The organism is Burkholderia sp. BCC1985 (assembly GCF_905339915.1).
Taxonomy (GTDB): domain Bacteria; phylum Pseudomonadota; class Gammaproteobacteria; order Burkholderiales; family Burkholderiaceae; genus Burkholderia.
Map to the genome: position 1 here is coordinate 21,589 of NZ_CAJPGY010000011.1, position 15,736 is coordinate 37,324.

Annotated in this window: 12 protein-coding genes; 6 read left to right on the forward strand and 6 right to left on the reverse strand. The window is 66.5% G+C overall.

The genetic code is table 11. From position 1 onward, the window contains the following. Positions 1–246: 246 nt before the first annotated feature. From U4Z31_RS13325 to U4Z31_RS13345, 5 genes are all read right to left on the reverse strand, one after another. Entirely contained in the window at positions 247–1,332 is a 1,086-nt protein-coding gene (locus tag U4Z31_RS13325; RefSeq protein ID WP_321810559.1) for a YncE family protein, read from the reverse strand. Between the two features lie 91 nt (positions 1,333–1,423). Then, positions 1,424–2,680, reverse strand: coding sequence for an MFS transporter (locus tag U4Z31_RS13330; RefSeq protein WP_321810560.1), 1,257 nt, complete (start codon positions 2,678–2,680; stop codon positions 1,424–1,426). Further along, the gene (locus U4Z31_RS13335) at positions 2,667–3,095 is read right to left on the reverse strand and encodes a chromate resistance protein ChrB domain-containing protein (protein ID WP_044847518.1); all 429 of its coding nucleotides are present in this window, start codon (positions 3,093–3,095) and stop codon (positions 2,667–2,669) included. Before U4Z31_RS13335 ends, U4Z31_RS13330 begins: the two co-directional genes overlap by 14 nt. Positions 3,096–3,161: 66 nt before the next feature. After that, positions 3,162–4,340, reverse strand: a complete 1,179-nt coding sequence (locus U4Z31_RS13340; RefSeq protein ID WP_321810561.1) for a chromate transporter — start codon at positions 4,338–4,340, stop codon at positions 3,162–3,164. After that, the gene (locus tag U4Z31_RS13345) at positions 4,337–5,314 is read right to left on the reverse strand and encodes a chromate resistance protein ChrB domain-containing protein (RefSeq protein ID WP_321810562.1); all 978 of its coding nucleotides are present in this window, start codon (positions 5,312–5,314) and stop codon (positions 4,337–4,339) included. The genes U4Z31_RS13340 and U4Z31_RS13345 overlap by 4 nt, the downstream gene beginning before the upstream one ends. Before the next feature lie 185 nt (positions 5,315–5,499). On the opposite strand from U4Z31_RS13345, the gene U4Z31_RS13350 reads away from it, so the two are divergent. From U4Z31_RS13350 to U4Z31_RS13360, 3 genes are read left to right on the forward strand one after another with little or no spacing between them, the layout of a single operon-like run. Then, entirely contained in the window at positions 5,500–5,772 is a 273-nt protein-coding gene (locus U4Z31_RS13350; protein ID WP_044847515.1) for a metal/formaldehyde-sensitive transcriptional repressor, read from the forward strand. Between the two features lie 11 nt (positions 5,773–5,783). Next, positions 5,784–7,079, forward strand: a complete 1,296-nt coding sequence (dmeF, locus tag U4Z31_RS13355; RefSeq protein WP_321810563.1) for a CDF family Co(II)/Ni(II) efflux transporter DmeF — start codon at positions 5,784–5,786, stop codon at positions 7,077–7,079. 2 nt (positions 7,080–7,081) lie between these two features. Beyond that, positions 7,082–7,258 carry a DUF1289 domain-containing protein gene (locus U4Z31_RS13360; RefSeq protein WP_185500436.1) on the forward strand — a complete coding sequence of 59 codons (177 nt, stop codon included), beginning with the start codon at positions 7,082–7,084 and terminating at the stop codon, positions 7,256–7,258. A 276-nt stretch (positions 7,259–7,534) separates the two neighbouring features. Here the strand turns inward: U4Z31_RS13360 and U4Z31_RS13365 are convergent, their stop codons facing one another. Further along, positions 7,535–9,682: a TonB-dependent siderophore receptor gene (locus U4Z31_RS13365; RefSeq protein ID WP_321796051.1), complete on the reverse strand. Its 2,148-nt coding sequence runs from the start codon at positions 9,680–9,682 to the stop codon at positions 7,535–7,537. Positions 9,683–10,299: 617 nt separating this feature from the next. On the opposite strand from U4Z31_RS13365, the gene U4Z31_RS13370 reads away from it, so the two are divergent. The 3 genes from U4Z31_RS13370 (at position 10,300) to U4Z31_RS13380 (ending at position 15,622) form a co-directional block, all read left to right on the forward strand. Further along, positions 10,300–11,505, forward strand: a complete 1,206-nt coding sequence (locus tag U4Z31_RS13370) for an MFS transporter (protein WP_321810564.1) — start codon at positions 10,300–10,302, stop codon at positions 11,503–11,505. A gap of 406 nt (positions 11,506–11,911) precedes the next feature. Beyond that, the gene (locus tag U4Z31_RS13375) at positions 11,912–13,219 is read left to right on the forward strand and encodes a dicarboxylate/amino acid:cation symporter (protein WP_124487130.1); all 1,308 of its coding nucleotides are present in this window, start codon (positions 11,912–11,914) and stop codon (positions 13,217–13,219) included. Between the two features lie 468 nt (positions 13,220–13,687). Beyond that, complete coding sequence (locus tag U4Z31_RS13380; protein WP_321810565.1) at positions 13,688–15,622, forward strand: SMP-30/gluconolactonase/LRE family protein; 1,935 nt, start codon at positions 13,688–13,690, stop codon at positions 15,620–15,622. Positions 15,623–15,736 lie beyond the last annotated feature (114 nt).

The following is a 15,736-nucleotide window of genomic DNA, read 5'->3' on the forward strand; positions in this document are numbered from 1 at the left end:
GCGTCCGGCGAGCATTGGCCGGCGGGGCGATGCGTCGTCCCGCCGGCGGGCAACGATCGGCCTGGCCGAGCGCGACGTGTTTTCGTTCGACGGAGAACGCCGCGACCGGATCGTGGGCGGCGTGCCGGCGAGAATCGGTTCGGCCTGACGCGCGGCGGCGCCGACAACCGACAGGCTGCCGATCGTGTCAAATCGAACCGGACGAGATACTGCGCGACGACGGATGCCGCCGATCATGCTCGCCCGTTACGTTCCTGCACCCGGCGGCACCGGGCTGGCCGGCTTTGCCGCGCTCGCGGCTTCCATCACGCGCAGCACCGGCCGGCCGCCGACATCCTTCAGCGGGAAATACGAGCGATGCGTGCCCGGATCGACAGCGACGACGTGCGCGTTCGGCCCGAGCCGGCCTTCGCCGATCTTGGCAACGCTCCGGCCCCGGACGCTGAACATCGAAACGATGCCGGCTTCACCCGCAACATAGAGCACGTCCGACGCCGAATCGAACGCCAGCACATCCGGGCCGCCGCCGAGGTCGAACGTGCGGACGACGTGCCGTGCGCGCATATCGAAGACGAGGAGCGCGTCGTTGTCCTCGCACGCGATGAAGGCGAGGCCGGCGCGCGGCTCGATCAGCAATCCGTGATTGCCTTTCGCACCCGGCAAGTCGAACCGGTCGACGACACGGTCCGTCGCCGGATCGATTTCGACGAGCTGGCGCCGCGTCTGGACGTTCACGAAGATGTGTCGGGAAACCGGGTCGTACTGCGTGTTGCCGGCTTCGCCGTCGAGCGGGATCGTCGCGACGCGCCGGTTGCTCCGGACATCGATGACCGTCTCCGTTTTTCCGTATTCGTCGGATACGTACAGCTTGTGCAGGTCGGCCGCATAGGCCATGCCGTCGGGATAATGCCCGCCCGGCATGCGCGCGACGATTTTCAGCGTCGCGGCGTCGATCGCGACGATCTCGTCGGAGCCGGTCGCAGACGCGTAGATGCGCGACAGCGCCGGCACGGCAAGCACGCCATGTACCGACGATACGCCTGCGATCCGGGCGGTCACGCGCGATGCATGCGTATCGAAAGCGATCACTTCGCCGTCGCCGAGGTGAGCGATGAAGAGCAGGTTGCGGCTCGGGTCCAGGCTTGCGTAGTCGAGTCGTGTCGCGCGGCCCGGCAACGCGATGTCCGCGACATGCTTCAGCGGCAGGGCGCCGGTCGAGGCGTCTTCGCCCGCGGCGAAGACCCGGTGAATCGGCAGGCCCGACGTGCCGAGCCCGCCTAATAGCGCGACGAGCAGCGGCAGGCCGTAGCGCCAGCGTCCAGGATCCTTCATGATTGCCTCCCGCGACGGCCGCCACCGCATTGGCGCGGCGGCATCGCTTTGCACGGTTCCCCGCTCGTTCGCTGTTCGACGGTGGCCGCGCTTACCGTGCCCGGCCGTCGTCCGGTTCGACGTGGCGAAACGCTGCGAGCAGCGAAAGGTCGTACGCGATCTTCAGCGCGCCGCATGCGACCAGCGGCGCACCGAGCCAGCCGAGACCGAACAGGCCGCCGGCCAAGGTCGGCGCGACAGCGGCCGCGAGGCTGCGCGGGACGGATGTAAAGCTGGCCGCTGCCGGTCGCTCCGCCGGCGTGACGACCGCCATCACATAGGCGGTTCGGGTCGGGACATCCATTTGCGACAGCGCGCTTCGCATCAGCAACAGCGTCAACGTCAGCGGCAACGACGGCGCGAGCGCGGCGCCGATCAGGCAGACGCTCGACGGAATATGCGTGAACACCATCGTGTTCAGCAGGCCGATCCTGCGCGACAGCGGCGCGGCCGCGAGCTGCGAGCCGGCCGACAGCAGGCCCGCCCAGAAGAAGAACTGGCCGGCAGCCGCGATCGAGAGCCCGAAGCGCTGCATCAACCACAGCGACAGCAGCGAGTTGACGACGAGACCGCCCGCGAATGCGTCGACGCTGAACAGCATTGCCAGCCGCACGACGATCGGGCGTGACGGGCCGAGCGGGGGCGCTGCCTGCGCCGCGCGAACTGCCTGGCGCGGCAGCCGCCGATACAGCATGCAGACGACGACACCGGTGGCCGCATAGACCAGAAACATGCCGCGCATCGCGCCCAGCGTCGAGATTCCGGTATGTGACGCAACCGCGATCGGCAGGCCTGCCGCGAGGGATCCGAACGCTGCCGATACGGCCCCGACGAGGCTGTAGCGGGCGAACAGCGCCGTGCGAGCGTCGCCGTCGGCGGCTTGCGCCAGGCGCGACTGTTCGAGCGGCAGAAACACGCTGACGTCGCCGGAACTCGGATTGAGCGTGCCGGCGAAGGCGATGACGAACAGCGGCCACCACGTGGAGACGCTCGCGAAGCCGATGCCCGTCGCCGCCATCAGTGCCGCCGCGAGCGTCAGCATGCGGCGCTGCGTGAAGCGGCTCGCGAGCATGCCGACCGCGATCGTCGCGATCGCGGAACCCGTCAACGTCGTGGTGCCGATCAGGCCGACATCCAGTTGCGACAGCCCGAGCGACAGCAGATACGCGGGCAGCAGCACGGCAATGAAGCCATCGCAGAAACCGCGCATGCCGCGGCTGGCGAGGATCAGCCATGCGGCCTTGTCCGCGCCCGCCGGCAGCATCCGGCTGGCGAGCGTCGACGCGCGGCGGCTGCTAGGGACGTGCATCACGCCGGCACCACGCGTAGAGCGCGTCGTACATCACCATGCCGTGCCGCAGTTGCTCGTGATCGTCGGCGAAGTGTCCGGACAGGCCGATCGAGATCGCGTACAGCCCGGCCGATTCCGGCGCGAGATCGAGCCGTCCGGTATCGGCGCCGCGCACGATCGCGGCGAGCTTGAGCAGCGCCGGGGCGTCGAGCCGGTAGCGGTCGAGAAACGCATCGAAGCTGCAGCGTTCACCGTGGTGGCCCAGCTCGACGCCCGGCACGTCGTAGGGCACCGCGCCCGTTTCGTCCGCCAGTCGCAGGACGTCCGGACCCGGGACGTAGAGAAATTCCGGCGCATCGTCGATGAACCGCGCAATCAGCCACGGACATGCGATGCGGTCGACCTTCGGCCGTTCGCGCGTAATCCATTTCACGGCACGCCTCCTGTATGGCGGACGAACGTCGTCCGATGCGTCACGGCCGCCTCCCGGCAATGCGGCTCAATGATGGAGCAGCGGGTAGGCCACGAGCCCGACGAGCGCGGCAGCCGTGACGACGACCGGCTCCTGCAACTTCTTGAAACGCCACAGCAGCAGCACGGTCGCGATCGCGAGCAGTGCGGTCGGCAGGTCGACAATCGAGCGTTTCGCGATGACTAGGACGGAGCCGGTGATCGCCCCGACGGCGGCGGCGGTGATGCCGTCGACGAACGCCTTGACGCCCGGACGGTGCCCGTACTTCTTCACGTACGGCGCGGGAATGACGGTGAACAGATAGCAAGGCAGGAACGTGCCGAGTGCGGCGACGAGTGCGCCCGGGAAGCCCGCCACCAGATACCCGATGAAGCCGACCGTGATCACGACCGGGCCGGGCGTGATCATCGCGACCGCCACGGCATCCACGAACTGCTTGTCGTTCAGCCAGTGATGTTCGGTGACGACGCCGCCATAAAGGAACGGCACGATCGCCAGCCCGGAGCCGAACACGAACGCGCCGGCCTTCATGAAGAACGCGCCGATCTGAACGAGCTGCGGCAGGTCGATGCCGCTCAATATGCCGCTGGCTGCCGGCAGGTTGGCGGCGGCAACCGCGTTCAGCCCGCCGCGCTGCAGCCACTTGGGCGGGGCACGCCACAGCCAGCCGACCAGGCCCGCGACCACGAACAGCCACGCGATTTCCGATTCCGTGATGAAGGTCACGGCGGCAAGCGTGACGAAGATCGCCCAGAGCAGCTTGTCGTGGCCGACGGTTTTCGTCGTGAGCTTGTAGGCGCTCATCGCGATGATGCCGACCACCGCGGCGCCGACGCCGTAGAAGACGGCCTGCATCCAGGACAGCCCGCCGAAATGTGAGTACGCGAAGCCGAGCGCAACCACCATCAGGAACGACGGCAGCACGAACGCGAAGCCGACGAGCGTCGCGCCGAGCAGGCGGTAGTGCACGAAGCCCAGATAGATCGCGAGCTGGGCCGCCATCGGCCCCGGTGCGAGCTGGGCCAGCGTGAGCCCTTCCTTGTAGTCGGCTTCCGTGATCCAGCCGCGACGTTCGACCAGGTCTCGACGCATGTAGCCTGCGAGCGCGACCGGCCCGCCGAAGCCGAACGTGCCGAGACGCAGCATGTAGGCGACCAGCTGGCCAAGCGAGTAGGTCGGTTCGGTGGTGGCGATGGAGGTGGTCATGATCTGGCCGCGGTTTGGTTTTTGCCATTCGACGTGAAGTGTGCGTACAGGGCGTCGAGCACGGCGCCCATCTGCTCGAGCAACCGGTCGTCGTTCTCTGCCTGCTGGCGCGTGCCGGCCATCACGGCCTCGAAGCCGATCGCTTCGGGCGCCGCGGGGCCGCCCACGTCGAGCGCATGCACGATTTCGCCGAGCCGCATCAGCGCGGGGTCGTTGTCGAGCCCGAAACTCGCCAGCAGCACCTCGAACGTCACGCGCTCGCCGACATGCGTAAACGTCGCGCCGTCGAAATCGAAGCCCAGCGCGTCGGCCGGGCAATCCGCCGGCGACGCGAGCCAGACGAAGCGGGCGCGTGCGTCGATGAAGCGGCGGATCAGCCAGGCACTGGCGACGCGATCGACCCACATTCGCTGCCGCGTCGCCCAGGTGCGGCCCTGAAATTCGCCGATCGCCAGCGGCCGGATCGCGCGGTCCGCGGCGTGCGGTTCGCCCGGCGACAGCACGGTGTCGACCAGCGCGACGAAATCCTGCAGCGCGACTTCGGCGCGGGTGGCCGAGTCGCCCGGGAAATAGTCGATCGCACGGATGGCGTCGAAATCCTTGCGCATGCGGCGCAGCAAGCGCGTCAGTTCCGAGGCCGACTGTCCGGCGAGGGTCTTGCGGGCGGCCGCAAGGGCCTGGATAAAGGCGGCGTCGTCTTCCCCGCGATCGAAGAGCGCGCGGAATTCCCGCTCCTGCGACGCATCGAGACTCGGCGCGCGCAACAGGTGAGCGCTGCCGCCGCTGTCGGCAATCGCGTCCGCGAGCTCGCGCAGCATCCGTTCATGCGCTTCCGACTGGGGCAGCAGGTAGACGCCGTCGCGCAGCACCGCGCAGCCTTTCGCCTTGAGCGCGCGCCAGAACCGCATGCGCGCCGTCGCGTTCTGCGTGGGAAGGGTCAGCACGAGGAGCGACCATGTCGTGAGTGAATTCATGTAGCAAATGCTACTCACACGTTACGACTTCTACAAGTTAACTTTGGCGGCGGCTGCGGTGACTGGCGGCGGGGCGGCCGGCGAGGCGCGCGTCATTTGTCTGGTTTTTTCCGGAAAATACCCCCTCCCCCTATATGGAAACGTGATTTGATATATAGTCCCCCCCGGTATATGAAGGGATCACCATGAGCCACACCATCCAGGAAAAGCAGAAGCTGCTGAACCGTGTCCGCCGGATCAAAGGGCAGGTCGAAGCGATCGAACGCGCGCTCGAGGACGAGCGCGGTTGCAACGAAATCCTCCGCCTCATCACGAGCGGTCGCGGCGCAATGAACGGCCTGCTCGCGGTCGTGCTCGAGGATCACATCCGCAGCCATCTGGTCGACGCCGAAGGTCACGACGACGAAGGCAGCGCGACCGAACAGCTGATCGAAGTCGTGCACAGCTACTTCAAGTAACCGGAGGCGGAATGAACAGCTTCAGCAATGACGCCTTCGGCGCAGGGCACGACCACATCTTTCTCGGCGCCGCGCACGAGCAGAACGAACGCCGGACCTGGATGGTCATCGCGCTGTGCGCGGCGATGATGGTGGCGGAGATTGTCGGCGGGTCCCTGTTCGGTTCGCTGGCACTGGTCGCGGACGGCCTGCACATGTCGACGCACGCGGGCGCGATGCTGATCGCCGCGCTCGCCTATACCTATGCGCGCAAGCATGCGCGCGACCCGCGCTTCGTGTTCGGCACGGGCAAGCTCGGCGATCTCGCGGGTTTCACGAGCGCGATCGTGCTCGCAATGATCGCGCTGCTGATCGGGTACGAGGCGGTCGCACGCCTGCTCGCGCCGGTCCCGATTCATTTCGGCGAGGCGATTCCGATCGCGGTGGCCGGCTTGCTCGTCAACATCGCGAGCGTGTGGCTGCTGAGCGGCGACCATCATGGCCACGGTCATGGTCATCATCACGGTCATCATCACGGGCATGGTCATGACGATCACGACGATCACGCGCACGACCACGAAGCGGAAGCGCACCAGATCTTCGATCAGCAGGGCGTATTCGTCGTGTCGGTGTTCGAGGAGGGCGTTCCGCCGGTGTTCCGCGTCGCGCCTGCGACGCACGAGACGAAGCTCGTCGATGCGAGCGCGGTGTCGGTGACGACGATCCGCCCGGACGGCAGCCGTCAGGTGTTCGCGATGCAAAGTCGCGGCGGCTATCTGGAGTCGACAGAAGCCATTCCCGAACCGCATGAATTCAACGCGATCGTCCGGCTGAACGGCCGCGAGCACGAACTGGCGTTCGAGGAGCACGACCACGGCACGTCCGCGGTGGCGGCGCGCGATCACAACATGCGCTCCGCGTACATCCACGTGATCGCCGACGCGGCCGTCTCCGTCCTGACGATCGTCGGGCTGCTGCTCGCGCGGGCGTTCGGCTGGGTCTGGATGGATCCGCTGGCCGGCATCATCGGCGCGCTGGTGATCGCGAACTGGTCGTACGGCCTGATGCGCGATACGGGCGGGATCCTGCTCGACATGAATTCGGATCGCCGCCTGACGGACAACGTGCGCGGTGCGATCGAAGGCACGGGCGACCGGGTCGGCGACCTGCATGTGTGGCGGCTCGGGCCGGGACACATGAGCGCGGTCGTGTCGGTGGTGACGGACGATCCGCAGCGCGATGCGCGCTTCTATCACGACGTGCTGCAGCGGTTCAGGAACCTGTCGCACGTGACCGTCGAAGTCGTGCCCGCGACGCGAGGGCGATGAGCATGGCGGTCAAGTCCCCTTGCGTCGACGTGTGTTCGTTCGACGGTCGCACCGGCTATTGCGTGGCATGCCTGCGAACGCGCGACGAAGCGCGCGACTGGAAGAAGATGACGGATCACCGGCGCCATCAGATCGTGAACGACCGCGCGCGGCGGCATGCGAAGCTGACGCGGGCTTGAAGTCGAGGTATGCTCGAAGTCGCGCGTACGGCTGCAGCAGATTGAACGCGCGGCGGACGGGACGAAGGATCGGGGCGATGCGCGTGCCGACCGCGTCGCTTGCTTCAACCGGCCCCGCCACGCCGGTGCATTCCCGACGAACGCGTTTGCCGGACGATGTACGCACGTCCGCGTGCCGTCACGCGGATCAGGACGCTCGTGATCCGGTATTGCCGAGGCGGCGGTCGGAGACGGTCGTCGATCCGCCCGGCACGCCTCGTCGGGACTGCGCCGCTTCTACATCTCGTATCGCAACGTCGCCATGACGCTGCGCGGCGCCCCCGGCATGTTGAGGTTCGGGTTCGAGCCGTGGGCCGACACGATGTAGCCCTTGTTGAACAGGTTGTAGAGGTTCAACTGGAGCGACATCGGCCCGTGCGCATACCAGGCCATCATGTCGGCCGTCACGTAACCCGGCAGCGTCACCGTGTTCTGCGGATCGGCCATGCGCGCGCCGACGAGGTTCAGGCCGCCTCCAACGCCGAAGCCGCTGCCGAGATTCTTGGTGAGCCACAGGTTGCCGGAGTGGCGCGGGGTCAGGGTAGCGCGCTTGCCCTGCAACGCGGCCGTCGACTGGGTGACGGTGGCATCCAGGTAGGCATAGCCCGCGAGCACGCGCCAGCCGTGGCCGAGTTCCGCCGCCCCGCTGAGTTCCACGCCGTCGGTCCGTTGCTCGCCGATCGGAATCAGCGCCGTGTTGCTTGCATTGGCGACCTTGATGTTGCTGCGGTCCAGCCGGAACACCGAGATCGTCGTGGTGGCCTTGCCGCCGAGCCAGTCGTACTTCGCGCCGATCTCGGTGTTGGTCGTGGTTTCCGGAGCGAGTTCGGCATTGTTGGCCGCCAGCGAGAACGCTTCGCCGGAAGGCTGGAACGAGCGGCTCCACGACACGTAGTACGACTGCGTTCGGGTGGGCTGCCAGACGAGACCCACGCGCGGGCTCCACGCCGTATCGGTGCGCGACAGGCCCGGCTGCTTCGGACGGCGGTCGAGCGTCTCCTGCTCGAAGCGATCGTAGCGGATGCCGAGCAGCGCCTTCCACTGCTCGTTGAAGCTGATCAGGTCCTGCGTGTAGAACCCGAGGGTCTTGAAGATGCCGAGGTTGTTGGCCGTCGGCGTGGTCGACGTGTGCAGCGGCAGCGTCGGAAGGGCGGGCGCGAACAGGTCGAAATTCATCGGCTTGCCGTTCGCGCCGGTGACGGGCGCCGAGTAGCTGACGAGATCCTTGTTCTGCTGGCCGAATTCCATCCCGTACAGCAATTCGTGCTTCATGCCGAACAACGTGGCCTTCTGCGTGAGATCGGTCTGGTTGAACCAGCCGTGTTCCTCGCGATAGACGTTGCCGTGATTCAGCGTGAACGTCCGCGCCGCCTCGTTGACGCTGCCGACCAGCGTGTTGTTCCGGTCGAGCGAGTAGTGATAGTAGCGGGTGGCGTTCCGGATCGACCATTGGTCGTTGAACTCGTGCTTGATCGTCGCGGTACTCGAATAGACCCGCGATCGCGTATAGTCCACGTCGCCGGCGTTCGCCGCGCCGTAATACGCGGATGCCGGCACGTCGACCGGTCGTCCGTGATAGGCCGGAATGCCGAAGTCCGTCACGCGACGATCTTCGAGGTAGTCCGCCTGCAGCAGGACGGTCGTCTTCGGCGCGATGCGAAACTCGAACGACGGCGCGACCGCCGTGCGATTCAGGAACTGTTGCGAGCGATAGCTCTTCGCTTCCTCGTGTGCCCCGGTGATCCGGAAGGCGGCCGCGCCGTTCGCGAGGACGCGCCCGACGTCGGCTTCAACTCGGCGATCGGCCCACGAACCGTAGCTGATCCCGAAGTTGGTCACGTCGATCCCGGGTTTTTTCGTCACGCGATTGATCAGTCCACCTGACGATCCGCGGCCGTAAAGAACGGCAGCCGGGCCCTTGACCACTTCCACCCGGTCGACGTTCGAGAGATCCCGGAAATACAGGGCATCGTCGCGAATGCCGTCGACGAACTGGTCGGCAATCGCGGAGAAGCCGCGAATGGTGACCTGGTCGCGCTGACCGTCGCCGGTCGAGAACCCGACGCCCGCGACGTTCTTCAGCACGTCCTGCAGCGAGTTCGCATGCTGGTCGCGCATCACTTCGGCCGTGACCACGTTCACCGTCTGCGGGATATCGCGCAGCGGCGCGTCGATCCTGGTGGCGCTGACCGCATTCGTCGGGTTGTAGCCTTCGCCCGGATCGCGGAGCGCGCTGGCGTTCACCGATACCGCCGGCAACACGTCGGTGGCCGTGCTGGTCGGTGCACTTGCGTTTTCCTGTGCGAAGGCCGCGCCGACCATGATCGGCTGGCACGCGATGGCGGCCAGAATGGCCCGTCGCGCCGGGTGCAACACGTGTTTCATTTCCCAACCTGCCATGTGTAATGATTCGTAATCTCGAAACGCGACGCATTATCATTTGAAAGGAAGTAAGGGTCAACAAGCGTTGCGCGATAACCGGGATTCTTGTTTTTGTCTGATGTTTGCTGACGCCGAAGGATGCGTTCGTGCCGGATCCGGACGAGCACGGCGTGCGGCCAGGCAATGACGGCGACTGAAGCGCCAGCGGGGCGCGTCGCGCGGGGAGGTTCGTCGGGATTGATCCGGCACGGTCATCGAACCGTTCGGTGTTGCGACTCTGTCGATCCGACTACGAGGTGGTGACCGGCGGGGCGGCGCGCGTGCCGGTCTGGCATGGCGCGCTGTATCCTGAAATCTTCCGGCGGCCGTGGCATCTCGTCACGGTCGGTGTCACGAAGCGGTCGGATACTGCCGGCGTGCGCGGCCTGACGGAACGGGCAGCGGCCGCGCCGCGTGTCGAGGTGGCGGACGGCCGGCAATCGGCACCGTCACGCGAGTCCTGCCGCGCGGTGTGCCGATTACCGGCGCTGACGTGTTCCCGCGCCGCGGCGCGCCTGTCCTGTCGGGACAGGGAACCCCGTGGCAAGTCGCACCGCCCGCAACCTCGATGCAGACCGATCATGAGCGCTCCAACCCCGATTGCCGGCAAGCCTGCGATTCCACGGACCGTGTGGGCCCTGGGCCTCGTGAGCCTCTTCATGGACCTGTCGTCCGAACTGATCCATGCGCTGTTGCCGATCTATCTGGTGTCGACGATGGGCATGAGCGTCGCCGCGCTCGGCGTGCTCGAAGGGGCGGCCGAAGCGACGGCGATGATCGTCAAGGTGTTCTCCGGCGCGATCAGCGACTGGCTCGGGCGCCGCAAGGGGCTGCTGCTGATCGGCTATGGCCTCGCGGCGCTGACCAAGCCGTTGTTTCCGCTGGCGTCCACGCCGGCCGTGGTCGTGACGGCCCGTCTGCTCGACCGCGTCGGCAAGGGAATACGCGGCGCGCCGCGCGACGCGCTCGTGGCCGACGTCGCACCGCCCGAAATCCGCGGCGCCTGCTTCGGCCTGCGTCAGTCGATGGATACCGTGGGCGCGTTTCTCGGGCCGATGCTCGCGATCGTGCTGATGCTCGGGTTCGAGGACCGCATCCGAACCGTGCTGTGGTTCGCCGTGGTGCCGGCCTTCGTCGCGATCGCATTGATCGTCTTCGGCGTACGTGAGCCCGAGCAGTCGAAACCGGACCGGCGCTTTCGCTCGCCGTTGCGCTGGAACGCGCTGCGCGAGTTTCCCCGCGGTTACTGGTTCGTCGTCGCGGCCGGCGCGACGTTTACGCTCGCGCGCTTCAGCGAGGCATTCCTGGTGCTGCGTGCGCAGCAGACTGGGCTCGATGCGGCGTGGATTCCGGGCGTGATGGTCGCGATGAGCGTCGCTTATTCGGCGTCCGCCTGGCCGGTCGGCATTTTGTCGGACCGGCTCGATCGCCGCGTACTGCTCGCGGCCGGCATGGTGCTGCTGATCGCGGCCGACCTGCTGCTCGGCATCGGCACGTCGACGCTCTCGATGTTCGCCGGCGTGGCCGTGTGGGGGCTGCACATGGGCTTCACGCAGGGCATCCTCGCCGCGATGGTGTCGGAAACCTCGCCGGCCACGCTGCGCGGGACCGCGTTCGGCATGTTCAACCTGGTGAGCGGCATCTGCATGCTGCTCGCGAGCAGCATCGCCGGCGCGCTGTGGGCGCGTTTCGGCGCGTCGGCCACGTTTCTCGCCGGCGCGGCGCTGGTCGTGGTGCCGCTGTGCCTGTGCCGGTTCATGCCGCGACCCGGCACGTCGCCGGCGTGATGCGTCACGCCGCGGGCTCGCCGACGCCCCGCGCAAGGCCGAACTGACGGGCGGGCGCGCAGGTGCCCGAAGCCTGACGCCCGAGGCCCGAGGCCCGAAGCCTGAAGCCTGAGGCCCGAAGCCTGAAGCCTGAAGCCCGAGGCCCGAAGCCCGAAGCCCGAAGCCCCAGACCGGCGAAGGCCCACTCCGCCTAGTTCCGCGCGTCGCGTTCCGCCCTTAGCTTTCAGATTTGAAAGATTGTCCGGCGTTTGCGATAGAATGCCCCCCCTGTTCGCCGTGGCCATGCCCACGGACGGGCTCCGGCATTCGAAAACGGCGCGCACCGCGCTCGCGGAATTCCATCCCCGTTTCAATGCCGGCGATCGACCTGCCGTTGGAAACACCCGTTCTGTAATTTGGATTGCTAATGAAGAAGAAGCACAACATCACCAAGTACATCGTCATCGCGATGGTGCTTGGCATTGCCGTGGGCTACGCCTGTCATAGCGCGTTTCCCGACCCGAAAATGGCCAGGGAAGTCGCCGGCTACGTGTCGCTGCTGTCCGACGTGTTCCTGCGCCTGATCAAGATGATCATCGCGCCGCTGGTCTTCGCGACGCTGACGGTCGGCATCGCGCAGATGGGCGACAGCGGGTCGGTCGGCCGCGTCGGTGTGAAGGCGTTCGGCTGGTTCTTCATCGCGTCGTTCACGTCGCTGCTGCTCGGCCTGATCACCGCGACGATCCTGAAGCCGGGCAGTCACCTGAGCCTGCCGCTGCCGGCCGCCGATGCGGCGCTGAACCTGAAGACGGGCGCATTCACGCTGAAGGATTTCGTCGTCCACCTGGTGCCGAAATCGATCGCCGAGGCGATGGCGAACAACGAGATCCTGCAGATCGTCGTGTTCTCGATCTTCTTCGGTACCGCGCTGTCCGCGCTCGGCGACGCCGGCAAGCGCCTGACCGGCGTGATCGACGATCTTGCACAGGTCATGCTCAAGGTGACGGGCGCGGTGATGTGGTTCGCGCCGGTCGCGGTGTTCGCGGCGCTGGCGTCGACGATCACGACGGAAGGGCTCGGCATCCTGCTCACGTTCGCGAAGTTCATGGCGAGCTTCTACCTGGCGCTGGCGCTGCTGTGGGGCGTGCTGACGCTCGCTGGCGTGGCGTTCCTCGGCAAGCGCGCGTTCACGCTGATCCGCCTGATCCGCGAGCCGTTCCTGCTGTCGTTCGCGACGGCGAGCTCGGAAGCCGCGTATCCGAAGCTGCTCGACGCGCTCGACCGGTTCGGCGTGAATCGCAGGATCTCGAGCTTCGTGCTGCCGATCGGATACTCGTTCAACCTCGACGGCTCGATGATGTACTGCACGTTCGCGGTGCTGTTCATCTCGCAGGTGTACGGCATCGACCTGCCGCTCGGCACGCAGATCACGATGCTGTTGATGCTGATGGTGACGTCGAAGGGGATGGCGGGCGTGCCGCGCGCATCGCTCGTCGTGATCGCGGCGACGCTCGGCCAGTTCCATCTGCCGGAAGCCGGACTGCTGCTGATCATGGGCGTCGACATGTTCCTCGACATGGGGCGCTCGGCCACCAACGCGGTCGGCAACTCGATCGCGGCTGCGGTGGTCGCGAAGTGGGAAGGCCAGCTCGGCGATTCGCGCGACGACACGGATCCGGACGGCGGCGGCGAGATCAGGCAGGCGGAAGTGCGGGAGACGGCAACGTCCGCGTGATTTCCCCGTTTCAAATGAAATGATCTGCACCGGCCTGGATTTGACCTGGATACAGGCCGGTGCAATATCTGCCGGCAATACCTGCCGGCAATACCCGCCAGCAGTCGTTCTTTTACCTGCCTCCGGCGATTTTCCCGATCCGCCGAAAAACCTCCCCATTCCCGATCCGCCGCATTCGAACCCGCGGTGATATTCCCGTCGGCGAACGCCGGATTTCCTCGATATCAAAGTACGCGCGTAAGTGGTCATTCACTCTCGCGCAATCGCGTGCGCCGTCTGCGCCATCGGTCCGCAATTTTTTTCGATTTATATAACGCTATTCTCGCTGCAGCCGATTATCGAATGCGCGCGCGATGTAATACCGACTGCACCGGATGATTTAAGCGGCAGTATTTACGCACTGCCGATTTCAAACCATCCGGCCGCCCCCTCATGTGAATGATTCCACCATTCAGGAGAGCATCAGCCATGGTCGCCGGAAAACCGATTCAGGCCGTGCTGCTCGCCGCCGCGATCGCCTCGATTGCGCCGGCCGGATACGCGAGCAACACCACCGACTGGCTGGCGAACACGTACGGCACGCTCGCCGCGCACGTCGGCAACGTCGCGCGTTCGATGTGGGTCGCGCCCGAAGGCGTGATCTACACCGCGTCGATGTGGGACGAGGACGAGGGCGGCGTCGCGATCTACCAGAACGGCAAGAGCGCCGGCTCGATCGGCACGCATTCCGAATTCCAGGGCAGCGCGATCACGGGCAACGCGACGTCGCTGTTCGTCGCGCTGCAGCCCGGCAACGGATACGGCAGCGGCGCGGTCGGGCGCTACAACCGCGCGACGCGGTTCCGCGACAAGATGATTCAGGTCACGGCGGCGACCAACCAGCCGCGCATCGACGTCGTCACCGGGCTCGCCACGGCCGGCTCGCTGCTCTATGCGAGCGACTTCTACGGCAATCGCGTGCGGGTGTTTACGACCGACGGCGTGTGGCAGCGTGACATCGGCGTATCGGCGCCGGGCGCGCTCGCCGTCGACGGTGCGGGCAACGTCTGGGTCGCGCAGAAGAGCGCGGGCGCGGTCGTCGAATTCAGCCCGGCCGGTGCGCTGCTGAACACGATCCGGCTGGCCGCCGGGTCGCAGCCGTCTGCGCTCTGTTTCGATGCGGCGACGGGGCAGCTGATGGTCGGCGACGAAGGCCCCGACATGAACATCAAGCGCTATACCGTCGCGGGCCGGCCCGCGCTGGCCGGCACGTTCGGCGTGCGCGGCGGCTATCTCGACACGACGACCGGCACCAAGGGGCAAGTCGGCGCGCAGCGCTTCACCCGCGTGGCCGGCATCGGCAAGGACACGGCCGGCAACCTGTACGTGCTCAACAACCCGTGGGGCGGCAGCTGGGATCTCGGCCGCAACGGCGCGACCGACATTCACGCGTACGGCAGCACCGGCAGCCTGCGGTGGACGCTGCAGTCGCTGAACTTCGAAGGCATCGCCGCACCGGACCCGGTCACCGACGGCGCGCTGTTCTACAGCGGCACGCACGTCTACAGCGGCACCGCGGGCGGCACCTTCGTCGCGAACACCGTCGATCCGTTCACGTATCCGTCGGACCCGCGCATCAATATGGGCGACACGCAGCGCGACGAGCACTTCGGGCTGCTGACGTCGGTCGGCACGAACCGGATCCTCGTCGCGGCGGGGCAGAATCCGCCGGTCTACTATTTCTTCCACTTCAACGCGGCCAACGGCTACGTCGCGATTCCGGACGGATCGATCCCCGGGCCCGCGTTCAACACGACCCGGCGCGTGTCGGCCGGCTTCAGCCTCGACAGCAACGGCGGCGTATGGGCCGGCCTCGACAAGACCGGCGCCATTTATCACTATCCGCTGACCGGTTTCGATGCGAGCGGCAAGCCGTCGTGGGGGCCGGGCGTGCCGACGCCGGTGCCGGCCAGCATCCAGCCGCTCACGCGCATCGTCTATCTCGCCGACAGCGACACGATGGTGCTCGCGCAGGGCGTCGTCGGCAGTACCGACTGGACGTCGATCGGCACGCGCATCGAGGTGTATCACGGCTGGCGCGCGGGCAACACGACGAAGCCGAACCCGGTGATCACGCTGCCGCACAGCGGCGCGAAGTCGATCGATGCGGCCGGCAACCACCTGTTCGTCGGCTACTGGTTCAGCAGCAGCGGGCCGCTGTGGCCGAACATCGACGCATTCAATCTCGACACCGGCAATCTCGACACGACGCTCGTCAACGCGAGCCCGGCGACCGTGGATACCAGCAGCGCGATCGATGCGATGTACAGCGTGCGCGCATACCGTCGTGCGAACGGCGAGTACGTGGTGACGAAGAACAACGTGAAAGGGAACAGCATCACCGTTTACCGGTGGACGCCTTGACGGCGAGGCCGCACGGCCACGATGACGCCGCGATGGCTGTCATCGAAATGCCTTCGCTGTAACGATGTGTAAGAAGCCGGCCCGCAACGGAGCCGGTCATCCGCTTGACATTGG